The following is a 14,098-nucleotide window of genomic DNA, read 5'->3' as shown; positions in this document are numbered from 1 at the left end:
GGGGCCGCGACGACGGGAAATAGGAAGCTGGGCCCGCTCAAACTCGAGCAAGCAAGTTTGGCCGCTCAAGCTCGAGCAAGGAGGCTGGGCTGCGCGAGCTCGAACAAGAAGACCGGGCCACTCGAACTCGAACAAGAAGACCGGGCCACTCGAACTCGAACAAGAAGACCGGGCCACTCGAACTCGAACAAGAAGACCGGGCCACTCGAACTCGAACAAGAAGACCGGGCCACTCGAACTCGAGCGAGGAGGCTGGGTTGCTCGAACTTGGGATTGAGCCTGCGTCTAGGGACGTACCTGGATGTAGAGAATCAGGAGCGAGATCCACAGCAGGAGCAACAGGATCGTGGAGACTCGCGGGCGGCCCAGGGCCCGGCGGGCGTGCGGGCGCAACCAGCCGGTTTCCACCGAGCCCTCGGTGACACCGCCGCGGCCCGGCTGCTGTGCGGCTGCGGCGTCGGGTCCGCCGGATCCTCCGGATCCGCTGTCGCTGGACTGTTCCGAGCGGCCGGCGCCGCCTGGGTCGTCGGTCATGGCGGCACGCTATCCGGCCGGTCGGCGTCGTGCGACCGATTCGTGCCGTTCCGGTACCCGTGTCATCGGGATCTCCCGCCTATCCGCCCGGCCGCACCTGGAGATAGACGACCAGCGCCGCCACCCATACCGACATCAGCACCATCGTCGAGACCCGCGGCCGGCCCATCGGCTGCCGCAGCCGCATCCACCGGGGCGGGGCAGGTGCTTCGGCTCCGTTCGCGGAGAGTTGCGGCGACAGGACCTCGACCGTGTTCTCCGACGGCGCGAAGGCGCCCTGACTCGCGGGAACACCGTTCCCGCTGATCACATCATCGTCACCGAGCGCCATACCGGAACGTTACCCAGACCGGGTGCCCGAATAAACGCAAAACCGAACGGTGCGGAAGCGCGGGTCGTCCGTGCGAGAAGGTGCGATGAGCCCTGGTCTACCGGAAGTGCCGGGCCAGGCGCTCCGAGATATCCGCCATGGTGGCGTCGTCGACGGTCGCGATCGGCTCCCCTTCCAGCCAGTCGGCGGGAAGTGTCGTCGGGGCCGCCAGCACGGCCGCGCCGACCGTGCCCAGGTCGTACAGGTAGGCGCCCGCGGCCGGGAACTGCGGACCGACGACCTCGACCACGAGGCGGCGATCCGGCTGGTCGGCGTTGTAGCCGTGACCGGAGACGATCAGGTACATGATGCCGCCCGGAATCAGTGAGTCCTGGCTGAGAATGATCTCGCCGCGGTCTGCGGTCACGCGCGGCCGCCACGGGGGGCGGCGACGATCAGGGCCTGCCGCTTCGCCCACTCGTCGCCGAGCAGGCCGTGCTGCCGGAGCACCGCGGTGTCGTGCTCACAGGCCGCGCGCCACGCGGCACGGTCCACGACGTCGGCGATCCACGTGGACAGCGGCTTGCCCGCAGCAGCCGCCGCCGTGCGCGCCGCCTCGGCCGTGGCGTCGGGCATCGTAATCGACAGCTTCTTGGTCATGACTGCCAATCCTACCGGCGAACGCTGCTGGTAGGCAGTGACTTTCGCCGGGAGCTTTCGTCGGGCGGCGGCGCGAAATCCCCGGCGACGGCTCATGGTCGACGAACTCAGTACCCGTCGTCCGGCGGCGGTTCGAAGTCCCAGTCCGGCGGAGGTTCAGGGTCGGCGAAGTCCGGTTCCGGGGAGGTCGACGGACGAGCGGCCGAGGCGGGCGGCGCCGACCGTGCGGTCCGTCGCTGGTTCTGCACCGGCGGCGGTGCGGTCGGCTCGCCTTGATCCCCGTCAGCTGCCACGACCTCCAGCACGCCGTCGCCGTACTTGGCGCGCTTGTTCTCGCCGATGCCGCTGATGCCGCCCAACTCGGCGAGCGTGGCCGGCTTGCGGGCAGCGATCTCGCGCAGGGTGGCATCGTGGAAGACGACGTAGGCGGGTACGCCCTGCTCCTTCGCCACCGAGGCGCGCCAGGCTCGCAGGCGCTCGAACAGGTCCGCATCGGCCGGTGCGAGGTCGGCGGCGGCGAGGCGAGATGCCTTGGCGCGCGGGGCCTTCGCCGGTTTCACCCGTTCGGGCTCGCGGCGCAGCATCACCTGGCGGCCGGAGAAGAGCACCTCGCTACTGGCCTCGGTGAGGGTGAGCACGCCGTACTCACCGTGCACGGCGAGCAGACCCTGAGCCAGCAGCTGGCGGATGACCCCGCGCCACTCGGTATCGCGCAGATCGTTACCGACGCCGAACACCTTGAGCTCGTTGTGGTTGTGCTGCAACACCTTCGGGTTGGACTTCCCGACCAGGATGTCGGCGATGTGCCCCGCGCCGAAGCTCTGACCGCGCTCGCGCTTCAGGCGCAGCACGGCCGAGAGCGCCTTCTGCGCGGCGACGGTGCCGTCCCAGGACTCCGGCGGATTCAGGCAGGTGTCGCAGTTGCCGCAGCGCTCCCCCTGCTGTCCGAAATACGCCAGCAGCTGGGTGCGGCGGCACTGCACCGTCTCGCACAGCGCGAGCATGGCGTCCAGGTGCAGCTGCAACTGGCGGCGGTGCGCGGCGTCGCCCTCGGAATTGTCGATCAGCTTGCGCTGCTGCACCACGTCGTTGAGGCCGTACACCATCCACGCGGTGGACGGCAGTCCATCGCGCCCGGCGCGGCCGGTCTCCTGGTAGTAGCCCTCCACCGACTTGGGCAGATCGAGGTGGGCGACGAAGCGTACATCGGGCTTGTCGATGCCCATGCCGAAGGCGATGGTGGCGACGACCACCAGGCCGTCCTCGCGCAGGAACCGCGACTGATTGGTGGCGCGGGTGCGCGCGTCCAGGCCCGCGTGGTACGGCAGCGCCTCGATTCCGTTGCGGGTCAGGAACTCCGCGGTCTTCTCCACCGAATTGCGCGACAGGCAGTAGACGATGCCCGCCTCACCCGGGTACTCGGTGCCGATGAAGCTGAGCAGTTGCTGTTCGGGCCGGTTCTTCGGCTCGATCCGGTATTGGATGTTGGGACGGTCGAATCCCGCGACGAAATGCCGTGCGCCGGTGAGGTCCAGGCGTTCGGCGATCTCCTTGCGGGTGCCCTCGGTGGCGGTCGCGGTCAGCGCGATGCGCGGCACATCGGGCCAGCGCTCGTGCAGGATCGACAGCGCCAGATAGTCGGGCCGGAAGTCGTGGCCCCACTGCGAGACACAGTGCGCCTCATCGATGGCGAACACCGACACCTTCGCCCGGTCCAGCAGTTGCAGCGTGGCATCGATGCGGAGCCGCTCGGGCGCCAGATACAGCAGATCCAGCTCCCCCGCCACGAAGTCCGCCTCGACCCGGCGCCGCTCGTCGGGGAATTGCGTGGAGTTGAGGAATCCCGCGCGTACCCCGAGCGCCCGCAACGCGTCGACCTGATCCTGCATGAGCGCGATCAGCGGCGAGATCACCACGCCCACCCCGGGCCGCACCAGCGCCGGGATCTGATAGCACAGCGATTTGCCGCCGCCGGTCGGCATCAGCACCAGCGCATCGCCGCCGCCGACCACCTGCGCGACGATGTCGCGCTGTAGTCCGCGGAAGCTGTCGTACCCGAAGACGCGCTGCAAGACCTCTTGCGCCGCATCGGAATTCGCACCCACACCGGGCTGGTCGACCACCGTCTCGAGCGTCTCCGGGCTACTCACGCTGGCCATCCTACGGATCTCCGCCGACACCGCGACCCCCTGTGCAATTCCCGCACCCGCTGTTTGTTCCCGCACCCCCTGCAAGCGCTGCAGCGGGTGCGTGAGCGTGCCAGGGGTGCGGGAACGGTGAGCGGCCGAATCCCTTACTCCCGCACGTAATAGCGCAGTGTGCCGTAGGCGGTGAGGGCCGCGAAGACGATGCCGACGGGGACGATGGTCATGGCGACCATGGCGACGTCGTCGCCGGTGATGCGCGGAAACACCTTGGAGGCGAACAGGTCGCCGAGGGCGCGGTCGATGACCAGCGAACGGGAGATCAGCAGGCCGATGACGGCGAGCACCGAACCGGCCAGCGCACCCACCACCGCCTCCAGCAGGAACGGCAGCTGGGTATACCAGCGGGTCGCGCCCACCAGACGCATGATGCCGACCTCGGTGCGCCGGGTGAACGCCGCGATCTGCACCATGTTCGCGATCAGCAGCAGCGCCGCCAGGGCCTGCAGCACCGCCAGCCCGAACGCCGCGTTGCGCAGGCCGTCGAACAGGCTCACCAGCCGGTCCACGATGTCCTTGTCGTTGCGCACGAAGCCGACGCCCTCGCGCCCCTGGAACTCGGAGAAGATGCGCGGATAGTCCCCGGCGTCGGTCATTTTCACCCGCAGCGAGGCCGGTAGCGGCGACTCGCTGACATACGCCGCCAGCTCCGGTTGATCCTTGAAGGTCTTCTCCTTGGCCTCGCGGACGGCGTCCTCCCGATTGAGGAACTGCACCGACACCACGCCCGAGGTGTTCTTCAGATCCGCCATCAGGGTCTTGCAGGGGTCCTTCGAACAGTCCTGGTCCGACGCCGACACGTCGTCGGTCAGGTACAGCCGCACCTCCAGCCGATCCAGGAAGTACTGCTCGGTCTTGTCGGCCATCCGGACCGCCAGCAGGCCCCCGCCGAGCATGGTCAGCGACACCGCGGTCGTGAGGATCATGGCGATGGTCATGGTGACATTGCGGCGCAGGCCGTTGAAGACCTCGCCGAACAGGAAGCTCGCGCGCATTACCGGCCCACCCCGTACACACCGGTCGCCTCGTCGCGCACCAGACGACCGCGATCGAGCTCCACCACCCGCCGGCGCATGGCGTCGACGATGTGATTGTCGTGGGTCGCCATCAGCACCGTGGTGCCGACGCGGTTGATGCGTTCCAGCAGCGTCATGATGTCCTGACTGGTCTCCGGGTCGAGGTTGCCGGTGGGCTCGTCGGCCAGCAGCACCAGCGGCCGGTTCACGAACGCCCGCGCGATCGCGACCCGCTGCTGCTCGCCGCCGGACAGCTCGCTGGGCAGCCGGTCGGCCTTACCGGACAGGCCCACCAGGTCCAGCGCCTCCGGGACCGCGCGCTGGATGAATTTGCGGTTCTTGCCGATCACCTCGAGCGCGAACGCCACGTTCTGCTCCACCGTCTTCTGCTGCAGCAGCCGGAAGTCCTGGAACACGCAGCCGATGCGCTGGCGCAGCTTGGGCACCTTGCGGCCGGGCAGCCGGTCCACCCGGAAGTCGGCGACGACGACCTCCCCGGACGTCGGCTTCTCGTCCTTGAGCAGTAACTGCATGAACGTCGACTTACCCGAACCGGACGGTCCGATGATGAAGACGAACTCGCCCTTGCCGATCTCGACCGAGACATTGTCCAGCGCCGGACGGGTCGAGGTCGGAAAGGACTTGGTCACATTCCGCAGGGTGATCACGAGCGCCCAGTGTAGCCAGCGAAGAACGGGCATTCGCCGTCGCACACCGTGGAAATGCTTCGTGTCACATTCACGTCACTTGTCGGGCGGCGTCGTAATCACCGATTTCGGAATGGTATTCGCGATCGGCGTGAAGCCGGAGTGGTCCGGCGTAGTCGGCTTGACGAACACGTACAGGACAAACGTCGCGACCCAGACACTGATCAGGATCGCCGTGGACTTACGCGGTTTCACTCATGCCTTCCCGCCGGAGCGCCGCGGCCACCCGCACCCGCAGTTCGCGCCCGACTTCGAATTGCTTGCCCGGCAAGGTTCTGGCAACCATTCTGATGTTCATCTGATCGACCGTGAGATCCTCGAGGCCCATCACCGTCGGCTCGTCCAGCAGCAGCGTTTTCAGCCTGCGATCCTGGAAGGCCTTGGCGCCGACGTCGTGCAGGATCTCGTTGACCTTGTTGATGTCGGAGCTGGCCGGTACCGGCACGTCGATCGCGGCGCGCGCCCAATCCTTCGACAGATTGGTGACTTTCACGATCTGGCCGTTGGGCACCGAGATGACCTCGCCGTCCACGTTGCGCAGGGTGGTGATCCGCAGCGTGACGTCCTCGACCGTACCCTCGGCCGGGACGGTCTGCCCGGTGAGCGCGATGCTCACCACATCGCCGAAGCCGTACTGCCGCTCGGTGATCAGGAAGAATCCGGCCAGCAGGTCCTGCACGATGCGCTGCGCGCCGAAACCGACGGCCGCACCGATGACGGCGGCGGGCGCGACGAGGCCGCCGAGCGGAAACCCCAAGCGCTGCAACACCGACAGCGCCACCAGGAAGTACACGATCGACAGCAGCACCCAGGTCAGCACCTGCGCCAGCGCGTGCCGGTGCTTGGCCGCCTCCGAGCGCACCAGGGAGTCGCTGCTCTGGAAGCTCGCGTCGATCCGCCGGGTGATTCGATCCCGGACAAATGTCGCGAATCGGCTGAACAGCATCGCGCCCACGATGATCAGCACGATCTCCAGCCCGCTGCTGCGCAGCCAGCCGGTGATGTCGCCGCCGCCCGCGGCGAGATTCGTGGTCATGGGCACATCCTTCCCGGTGCACACCGGAAACCGTCGTGAATCGCCCTGCCACCGAAATACACGCCCGACAGGTTACTACGGTCCGCGCATGCTCCGAAACGTCGTGATTGCGCCGTGATAGCCCGGTCACAGACCGGATCGGCACAAGCCGATACGGTATTGCGGATAATCCCGCATTACTGTTCGGCGCCCTGGCGCATCCGCCAGCGGATGCCTTCCTCGATGAACCCGTCGATATCGCCGTCGAGCACCGCCGTCGGGTTGTTCACCTCGTAGTTGGTGCGCAGGTCCTTCACCATCTGGTAGGGGTGCAGCACGTACGAGCGCATCTGGTTGCCCCAGGACGCGCCCTCGTTGGTCTTCAGCGCGTCCATCTCGGCGCGCTCCTCGAGCCGCTTGCGCTCCAGCAGCTTGGCCTGCAGCACGCGCATGGCCGAAATCTTGTTCTGCAGCTGCGATTTCTCGTTCTGGCAGGTGACGACGATGCCGGTCGGGACGTGGGTGATGCGGACCGCGGAGTCGGTGGTGTTGACGCTCTGGCCGCCGGGGCCCGACGAGCGGTACACGTCGACGCGGATATCACCCTCCGGAATGTCGATGTGGTCGGTGGTCTCCACCACCGGCAGCACCTCGACCTCGGCGAACGACGTCTGGCGGCGGCCCTGGTTGTCGAACGGGCTGATGCGCACCAGCCGGTGCGTGCCCATCTCCACCGACAGCGTGCCGTAGGCGTAGGGCACCTTGACCGCGAAGGTGGCGCTCTTGATACCGGCCTCCTCGGCGTAGGAGGTGTCGTAGAGCTCCACCGGGTACTTGTGCCGCTCGGCCCAGCGGACGTACATGCGCATCAGCATCTGCGCCCAGTCGGCGGCGTCCACGCCGCCCGCGCCGGAGCGGATGTTGACCAGCGCCTCGCGCTTGTCGTACTCGCCCGACAGCAGCGTGCGGACCTCCATCGCCTCCACGTCGGTGTGCAGCGACGCGCGTTCGGAGTCGGCCTCGGCCAGGGCGGCCGTGCGGGCCTCGCCCTCCTCGCCTTCCGCGAGCTCGTACAGCACCGGCAGGTCCTCCAGGCGCTGGCGCAGCTCGGTGACGCGGCGCAGCTCCCCCTGCGAATGCGACAGCTCGCTGGTGACCCGCTGCGCGTGCTCCTGGTCGTTCCACAGGTCCGGGTCGGCGGCCTGCTGTTCGAGCTCGTCGATCCGGCGGCGCAGCTCGTCGACGTCGAGCACCGACTCGACCGTCTTCAGCGTGGTGTCGAGCTCGGCAAGATCAGCGGAAACGTCAGGTTGCACGAGGATTCAATCTACCGGCCCGGGACTGTGCCGCGAAATATGCCGAGGTCACCCGGCAGGTGATCCTCGAGGACTTCAGCCCGAGACCGCGCGCAGCCCGCCCGGGCGACGACCGTCCAGTGTGTCCAGAGCCGCCGCCGTGGCGTCGTCGGCAGCCAGATAGATCTGTATGTACTGATCGTCGTCGGCGGACAATTCCAGCCGCTCGTAGGCCAAGCGCAGCGCACCCGCCTCCGGGTGTTCCATGCGGACGATGCCGCTGGTATCCGGCAGGCCCGGGATGTTTTCCAGCCGTCCGGTGAATTCCTCACCGACGAGCAGGCTCAGCTCGTCGACAAAGGTGGAGACCATGCGGTCCGTGCGGAACGGGCCCTGCTTGAGCGTCGCCACCGCGAGGTCGGCCTTGCGGTCCCAGTCCGGGTAGGCGGTGCGGGCGCGCGGGTCGGTGAACAGGTAGCGGGGGAAGTTGGCGGGGAGACCGCCGTCGAGCTGACCGGTCGGTCCCATCAGGCGGTGGTATCCGTTCGTGCAGGCGATCACCTCGCCGAGCCGGTTGAGCACGGCCGCGGGGGCCGGTTCGAGACGGTCGAGGACGGCTCGCACGGCCGGGCGCACCTCCCGGTTCGGGGTGGCGCCGCCGAGGCAGTGAAAGCCCGGGGAGGCCGCCTTGACCAGGCTGTACAGGTGCACGCGCTGATTGGGCGTCATGCGCAGCGCGGTGGCCAGCGCGGACAGCACCTCCGACGACGGGTGCCGGTCGCGGCCCTGTTCCAGGCGGATCAGGTACTCGACGCTCACCCCGGCCAGCGTCGCGAGTTCGGCCCGGCGCAGCCCCGGGGTGCGGCGCCGCGGACCGGCGGGCAGGCCGACCTCGGCGGGCGTCACCGCCTCGCGCCGGGTGCGCAGAAACAGGCCGAGCTCATTGTCACTCACGGTGCCTCCCTGTCCCTTGCCGAATGTCCGGGCTTCCGCGGTGTAGGGAAACCGGCACCTTGTATCTACGCCGATCCTCCGGAATCTGTTCCCCGGCACTCGCTGGGCACCCACGATCCGTCGACTACAGCGGCCTGCATCCCCGCGTCCTCGTGGCCTGGTGACGTGCGCTCGGCGCGGCCCGCGGCTCGGCGACCTCTCAGCTCCCTCGCCTCCGAACCTAACAGCGGCCGGTGGCGCCGAGGGTGTCCCTGTCACTACCACCCTCACAGCGGGCTCCCTGACCGGCGCGGCGCTCGGCACAGTCATTGGCGACAACCGAGACAACTGACAAGGGAGACCCGCAATGTCCGACACCCTGCGCCTCGCCGTGATCATCGCCAGCGTCCGCAACGGACGGTTCGGCCCGGTGGTGGCGAACTGGTTCGCCGACCGGGCCCGGCAGCACGGCGCGTTCGAGGTCGACGTGATCGACCTCGCGGAAATGGAACTGCCGCACCAGCTTCCGGCGCTTCCGCCGCGGATGGAACCGAACCCGGCGCGCCCGACCGGCATGACCGACCTCACCGCACGCCTCGGACGGGCCGACGCGATGGTGATCGTCACCCCGGATATCAATGCCAGCTACCCGGCCGAGCTGAAGACCGCCATCGACTGGCATTTCACCGAGTGGGACCGCAAGACCATCGGATTCGTCGGCTACAGCGGGGCGAGCGGCGGCCTGAACGCCATCGCGCACCTGCGCCAGATCTTCGGCGAGCTCAACGCCCACGCGATCCGCGACTACGTGTCGTTCCCGCGCTACTACGAGCTGTTCGACGCCGACGGCAACCTGCTCGAGCCGTCCGGCCCGGAGGGTGCGGCCCAGGACATGCTGGACCAATTGCACTGGTGGGCAGGCGCATTGGCATCGGCGCGGGTGTCGGCCTGAGCCCAGGCGAGGAGTGCCGTGGCGGCAACGGATGGGGGCGGGCGCTCGTGCACGAACAACCCGAATCACAGAGAGGGGACCGTTGCAAGCACGCCGCCCACTCAGTGGACACGATGTCGCCGAGTCGTAGCGTCGGATGATGGGATGGCAGTTCGCCGTCGACGAGGAGGCTGGAATGACCGAGCCGCGAAACAACCCGGCCACCGCGGTGGCCACGGCAGAGCGGGTCGAGGTGCGGTCATGAAGACCATCGCCGTGACCGGCAGCGCATCGGGTATCGGTGCGGCGGTGGCCGAGCATCTCGCGAAGGCCGGGCATCGGGTGATCGGCGTGGACCTGCGCGACGCCGACGTCACCGCGGATCTGGGCACCGCGGAGGGCCGCGAATACGCGATCGCCGAGGTCACCCGGCTCTGTGAGGGGCGGCTCGACGGGTTCCTGCCGTTCGCCGGGGTCGCCGCCGCGACGGGCCGACCCGGCGGGTTGCTGGTATCGGTCAACTACTTCGGTGCGATCACCCTGCTCGAGGGCCTGCGGCCGCTGCTACGCGAATCCGACGCGGCATCGGTCGTGCTGGTCTCCTCGAATTCCACGACAACCCAACCGGGTTGGCCCGTCGAACTGGCGGACGCCTGCCTGGCCGGGGACGAGAAACGCGCCCGGGAGATCGCGGAGTCGTTCGGTGATCTGGCCGCGATCCAGGCGTACCCGGCCACCAAGGCGGCGCTGGCCTGGTATGCGCGGACCAAGTCCGCGGAGTACATCTCCGACGGCATCCGGCTCAACGCCATCGCCCCGGGCCTCATCGACACCCCGATGACGCAGGAGGGGCAGCAGGACGCGCTCATCGGCGAGGCCATGAAGGGGTTCCTGGGCGCGGTCCCCATCGGCCGCGCGGGCCGACCGGAGGAGATCGCCGAACTGGCAGCGTTTCTCCTGTCGGAGCAGGCGGGCTTCTTCGTCGGCTCGGTGATCTTCTGCGACGGCGGCATCGACGCGGCGTTCCGTGGAAAGGATTGGCCCGCGCCCTGGGTCATCCCCCAGTAACCCGGCCTGTTCGGACACGAAACGGTACGAGACGGCAGCTCCTGCCGCGTCGGGGCGGATTGTGACCGCATGGACCGGGCCGACCGAGTACGTGCGCGTCGCCAGGAGCGCGTCGATCGCAGGGCTGCCGACCCGGACTCAACGGCCACGGGTGCGATCCCTGCCGGTACAGCCACCCGCTAACGTTTTCGGCGTGACCGACCACAGCGCTGACCTCGAACTCGCCCTGCGTCTGGCCGATGCGGCCGATGCGATCACCCGCGACCGGTTCGGGGCGCTGGACCTGCAGGTCGACAGCAAGCCCGATCTGACCCCGGTGTCGGATGCGGATCTGGCTGTGGAGAAGGCGCTGCGGGCGGAGTTGGCACGCGAGCGGCCCGGCGATGCGGTGCTGGGCGAGGAATTCGGCGGCGACGCCGAGTTCGGCGGCAGGCAGTGGGTGCTCGACCCGATCGACGGCACCAAGAATTTCGTGCGCGGGGTGCCCGTGTGGGCGTCGCTGATCGCACTGCTCGAGGACGGAGTGCCGGTGGTGGGCGTGGTGAGTGCGCCCGCGCTGGCCCGGCGCTGGTGGGCCGCAACGGGTTCGGGGGCCTGGACCCGATTCGAGCCGGGGCCGGCGCGGTCGATCGCCGTCTCCGCCGTGCGCGAGCTGGGTTCGGCCAGCCTCGCGATCTCCAGCCTGTCCGGCTGGCGCGACCTCGGCCTGCGCGATCAACTCCTCGGCCTCAGCGACGAGGTGTGGCGCACCCGCGGCTACGGCGACTTCTTCGGCTACTGCCTGCTCGCGGAGGGCGCGGTCGACATCACCACCGAACCCGAAGTCTCCCTGTGGGATCTGGCCCCGCTCGACGTGCTCATCCGCGAGGCGGGCGGCACGTTCACCGCGCTCGACAGCAGCGCGGGCCCGCACGGCGGCAGCGCCGTCGCCACGAACGGCCTGCTGCACGAGGAAGTCCTCGCCCGCCTGCACCGCTGACGAGCCTCCACCGCGAGACACCCACCGGCGCAACGGCAACCCGTTGGTTCCGGCGTGCTTGTGGCCGGAACCCATTGCTGCCGCTGCGGACCGTCCGGTGTGGATCCCGGCCAAAAGCACGCCGGGAATGAGGGGAGGGCACGCCGGGAATGAGGGGAGGGCACGGCGGGAATGACAGGGTTGTCGGCGATTCCGGTCAGCCCAGTCGCTTCAACTCGGGCCAGAGGTCTTGCCAGGGCGAGCGTGGGGTGCAGGTGTACAGCAGGGCGTGCTGTTCGTCGTTGTCGATTCCCAGGCCGTTGTCGATGCGCCCGGCGGGTTGAATGCCGTTGCAGAACAAGGCGAGTCGGTCGGGGGCGAGACCGACGGCCAGGACCGGCGTCGAGCCCGGCGGTGGGCCCCACCACCAGTAGGCGTTGTGGCCGCTGTGCGGAACGGGCAGGCCGTAGGCAGCGCCGAAGCGTTCGATGGCGCCCGCTTCGCCGTAGTCGGCGGTCAGAATCGGAGCGTCCGGGGCGACTCGGGTCCGGGCGTCGGCCACCTGGCGGGTGAACTCCGGCCAGCCGACGGTCTCGCCGGCGTCGTAGTTCACCGCGAGTACCGGCGAATCACGCAGTGCGGCAACCGGAAGCACCGGCAGGAACAGCACCGCCGATGTCGCCAACTGCACGATCGCCACGGGAATCACTGCGGCCCAGACCTTCCGGTGCCCGGCCAGCCATTTCGCCAGCGGCACCGACCCGGCCGCCAGCAGTATCGGGTACATGCTGCCCAGGTAGTACGCCTTGCCTCCGGCGGTCAGGAACCCCGCGAACAGCAGCGCGGCACAGATCGGGAACGCCCGGTAGCGCGGCGTCCTCCACAGTCGCCACAGCCCGAATCCCCACAGCGGCACCAGCACCAGGCCCATCAGCACGAATTGCAGACCCACGAACTCCACGCGCGAATTCGACGTCCCCGAGGAACCGTCCGCGATCGCCCGGCTCAGCTGCCACTGCGGCCACCCGTTGCGCGCCTGCCACCACAGATACGGCAGCCAGAGCAGCATCGCGATGCCGATCGCACAGGGAAAATACTTGGTGGCGAACACCTTTCGCGGACCGGCCAGCAGCAGCGCAACGACCAGCGCCGCGACCGGGAATACCAGCAGCACCTTGTTCAGCAGTCCGACACCCACCAGCGCCCCCACCGCGAGCCACCACCGGCCGCCGGCCTCGTCGCGCAGCAGTCGCAGCACCACCAGGACGATCAGCGACCACACGGCGAGATCGAATACCGTGGTGCCCAACTGATGTCCGGCGGCCACCACCAGCGCCGACGACGCCACCGCACCGGCCGAGAGCGCCTGGGCGCCCCGGCCACCGCCCAGTTCCCGCGCCATGAGCCCGGCGCAGAGCACAACGACGACCGCCGCGGCGATCGCCGGAATCCGCAGCAGCACCAGCGAATCGGGATCGACGGCCGCCATCACCCGCGCCACGGCGGGCACCAGCGGCGGCTGATCCGCATACCCCCAACTCGGATGCCGCCCCGCGGCCAGAAAGTACAGCTCGTCGCGGTGATACCCGTACCGGTTCGTGAACGCCGCCAACACCACGGCAAAAACCCCCGCGACGTAGTACATGCCGTAACTCTGGCATGTGCAGCGGCGGTGCGGACGCGATCGGAGCGCCCACGAGCCGGACAAAGGATTTCGCGGGCGACCGGAGCCTAGGCGATTCACGTCGATTCGAGCACCTACTGTCCGGGCGCGTCGATCCGAGTGTGAGTTGTCGCCGGGCCACAGCGACCGGTCAACCCGAGGTCAACGGGTCGAACAGCCCGGGGCGCTATGGAGAAACAGGTCGTCCACCAGCACCGCGGCTCGTTCCGGGTCGGGATCGGCCTTGATCATCGCGCTGACACGCTGTGCCTCCGCCGTCGACGGCAGCAGCCCGGCCAGCACGAACGGGAGGAACAGTCGCCGGGCCAGCAGCTCTTGCGGCGAGGTCATCTGCGGCCTGCGGACAACCGAGACATTGACCCGGACCGCATGTTCATTACCGGCCGGAACCCCCGCCCGATCGGTCTCGATTGCGGCATAACGGAATCCGTGCGCGAGGTTGCAGGCGGAACAGCTCATCGGACCGCGGCCCAGGCGCGCACCGCATTCCTCGCAGACGATCCGGTCGAGGGCGGCGTCGACAATGCGCCAGTCGTATCGGTCGGGTTCGGCGGTCACGAGCCGGGCGACGTCGGATTCGCCATAGCCGCGCCAATCGATGAGAAACCGCTGCCACTCGTCATCGATGATTCGATCGACGAGGTCCCGGCAACGCCCGCAGGCGGGCGCCCCGGCGTACTCGTATCCACGGCACTCGTCGCATCGCCTCGGCGCGGCACCGACTGCGGGTCTCATGCGCCCATGGTCCTGCCATCCCGGCTTCGACGCGAGCGAATTGCGTCC

General features: G+C 68.6%; 16 protein-coding genes. 3 read left to right on the top strand and 13 right to left on the bottom strand.

Annotated elements, in window-relative coordinates; translation table 11 throughout:
- Nucleotides 1–285 precede the first annotated feature (285 nt).
- The 11 genes from NM1_RS38125 to NM1_RS38080 form a co-directional block, all read right to left on the bottom strand.
- Nucleotides 286–534 (bottom strand): WLR motif membrane protein, encoded by a 249-nt coding sequence (locus tag NM1_RS38125; protein WP_068032113.1) that lies wholly within the window; start codon nucleotides 532–534, stop codon nucleotides 286–288.
- A 79-nt stretch (nucleotides 535–613) separates the two neighbouring features.
- Entirely contained in the window at nucleotides 614–865 is a 252-nt protein-coding gene (locus tag NM1_RS38120; RefSeq protein ID WP_068032110.1) for a WLR motif membrane protein, read from the bottom strand.
- Nucleotides 866–962: 97 nt separating this feature from the next.
- Nucleotides 963–1,271: a hypothetical protein gene (locus NM1_RS38115; RefSeq protein ID WP_068032105.1), complete on the bottom strand. Its 309-nt coding sequence runs from the start codon at nucleotides 1,269–1,271 to the stop codon at nucleotides 963–965.
- Nucleotides 1,268–1,504: a hypothetical protein gene (locus NM1_RS38110; RefSeq protein ID WP_068032104.1), complete on the bottom strand. Its 237-nt coding sequence runs from the start codon at nucleotides 1,502–1,504 to the stop codon at nucleotides 1,268–1,270. Before NM1_RS38110 ends, NM1_RS38115 begins: the two co-directional genes overlap by 4 nt.
- Before the next feature lie 107 nt (nucleotides 1,505–1,611).
- Nucleotides 1,612–3,663: a DNA helicase RecQ gene (recQ, locus tag NM1_RS38105; RefSeq protein ID WP_068032102.1), complete on the bottom strand. Its 2,052-nt coding sequence runs from the start codon at nucleotides 3,661–3,663 to the stop codon at nucleotides 1,612–1,614.
- A 134-nt stretch (nucleotides 3,664–3,797) separates the two neighbouring features.
- The gene (ftsX, locus tag NM1_RS38100; protein ID WP_068032098.1) at nucleotides 3,798–4,703 is read right to left on the bottom strand and encodes a permease-like cell division protein FtsX; all 906 of its coding nucleotides are present in this window, start codon (nucleotides 4,701–4,703) and stop codon (nucleotides 3,798–3,800) included.
- Nucleotides 4,703–5,392, bottom strand: a complete 690-nt coding sequence (gene ftsE, locus NM1_RS38095; RefSeq protein ID WP_068032095.1) for a cell division ATP-binding protein FtsE — start codon at nucleotides 5,390–5,392, stop codon at nucleotides 4,703–4,705. Before ftsE ends, ftsX begins: the two co-directional genes overlap by 1 nt.
- A gap of 75 nt (nucleotides 5,393–5,467) precedes the next feature.
- Nucleotides 5,468–5,626, bottom strand: a complete 159-nt coding sequence (locus NM1_RS44840; protein WP_484203133.1) for an Rv3103c transmembrane domain-containing protein — start codon at nucleotides 5,624–5,626, stop codon at nucleotides 5,468–5,470.
- On the bottom strand, nucleotides 5,613–6,467 hold the full coding sequence (locus NM1_RS38090; RefSeq protein WP_068032130.1) for a mechanosensitive ion channel family protein: 855 nt from the start codon (nucleotides 6,465–6,467) through the stop codon (nucleotides 5,613–5,615). The genes NM1_RS44840 and NM1_RS38090 overlap by 14 nt, the downstream gene beginning before the upstream one ends.
- Before the next feature lie 176 nt (nucleotides 6,468–6,643).
- Entirely contained in the window at nucleotides 6,644–7,762 is a 1,119-nt protein-coding gene (gene prfB / locus NM1_RS38085; RefSeq protein WP_068032093.1) for a peptide chain release factor 2, read from the bottom strand.
- 75 nt (nucleotides 7,763–7,837) lie between these two features.
- Entirely contained in the window at nucleotides 7,838–8,695 is an 858-nt protein-coding gene (locus NM1_RS38080) for a helix-turn-helix domain-containing protein (protein WP_068032090.1), read from the bottom strand.
- Nucleotides 8,696–9,041: 346 nt separating this feature from the next.
- Between NM1_RS38080 and NM1_RS38075 the strand changes: the two genes are divergently transcribed.
- The 3 genes from NM1_RS38075 (at nucleotide 9,042) to hisN (ending at nucleotide 11,652) form a co-directional block, all read left to right on the top strand.
- Nucleotides 9,042–9,626 (top strand): NADPH-dependent FMN reductase, encoded by a 585-nt coding sequence (locus NM1_RS38075; protein WP_068032087.1) that lies wholly within the window; start codon nucleotides 9,042–9,044, stop codon nucleotides 9,624–9,626.
- A gap of 240 nt (nucleotides 9,627–9,866) precedes the next feature.
- On the top strand, nucleotides 9,867–10,673 hold the full coding sequence (locus NM1_RS38070) for an SDR family oxidoreductase (RefSeq protein ID WP_068032084.1): 807 nt from the start codon (nucleotides 9,867–9,869) through the stop codon (nucleotides 10,671–10,673).
- 193 nt (nucleotides 10,674–10,866) lie between these two features.
- Complete coding sequence (gene hisN, locus NM1_RS38065; RefSeq protein ID WP_068032081.1) at nucleotides 10,867–11,652, top strand: histidinol-phosphatase; 786 nt, start codon at nucleotides 10,867–10,869, stop codon at nucleotides 11,650–11,652.
- A 196-nt stretch (nucleotides 11,653–11,848) separates the two neighbouring features.
- Here hisN and NM1_RS38060 read toward each other — a convergent pair whose 3' ends face one another.
- Together NM1_RS38060 and NM1_RS38055 are read right to left on the bottom strand one after the other, a co-directional pair.
- Nucleotides 11,849–13,276, bottom strand: coding sequence for a glycosyltransferase family 39 protein (locus tag NM1_RS38060; RefSeq protein WP_068032078.1), 1,428 nt, complete (start codon nucleotides 13,274–13,276; stop codon nucleotides 11,849–11,851).
- Nucleotides 13,277–13,456: 180 nt separating this feature from the next.
- A complete protein-coding gene (locus NM1_RS38055) occupies nucleotides 13,457–14,050 on the bottom strand; it encodes a hypothetical protein (protein ID WP_068032075.1) in 594 nt (197 codons plus the stop codon).
- Nucleotides 14,051–14,098 lie beyond the last annotated feature (48 nt).

The sequence above is a fragment of the Nocardia mexicana NBRC 108244 genome (assembly GCF_001613165.1).
Lineage (GTDB): Bacteria > Actinomycetota > Actinomycetes > Mycobacteriales > Mycobacteriaceae > Nocardia > Nocardia mexicana.
This window is presented reverse-complemented; position numbering and strand designations above follow the sequence as displayed.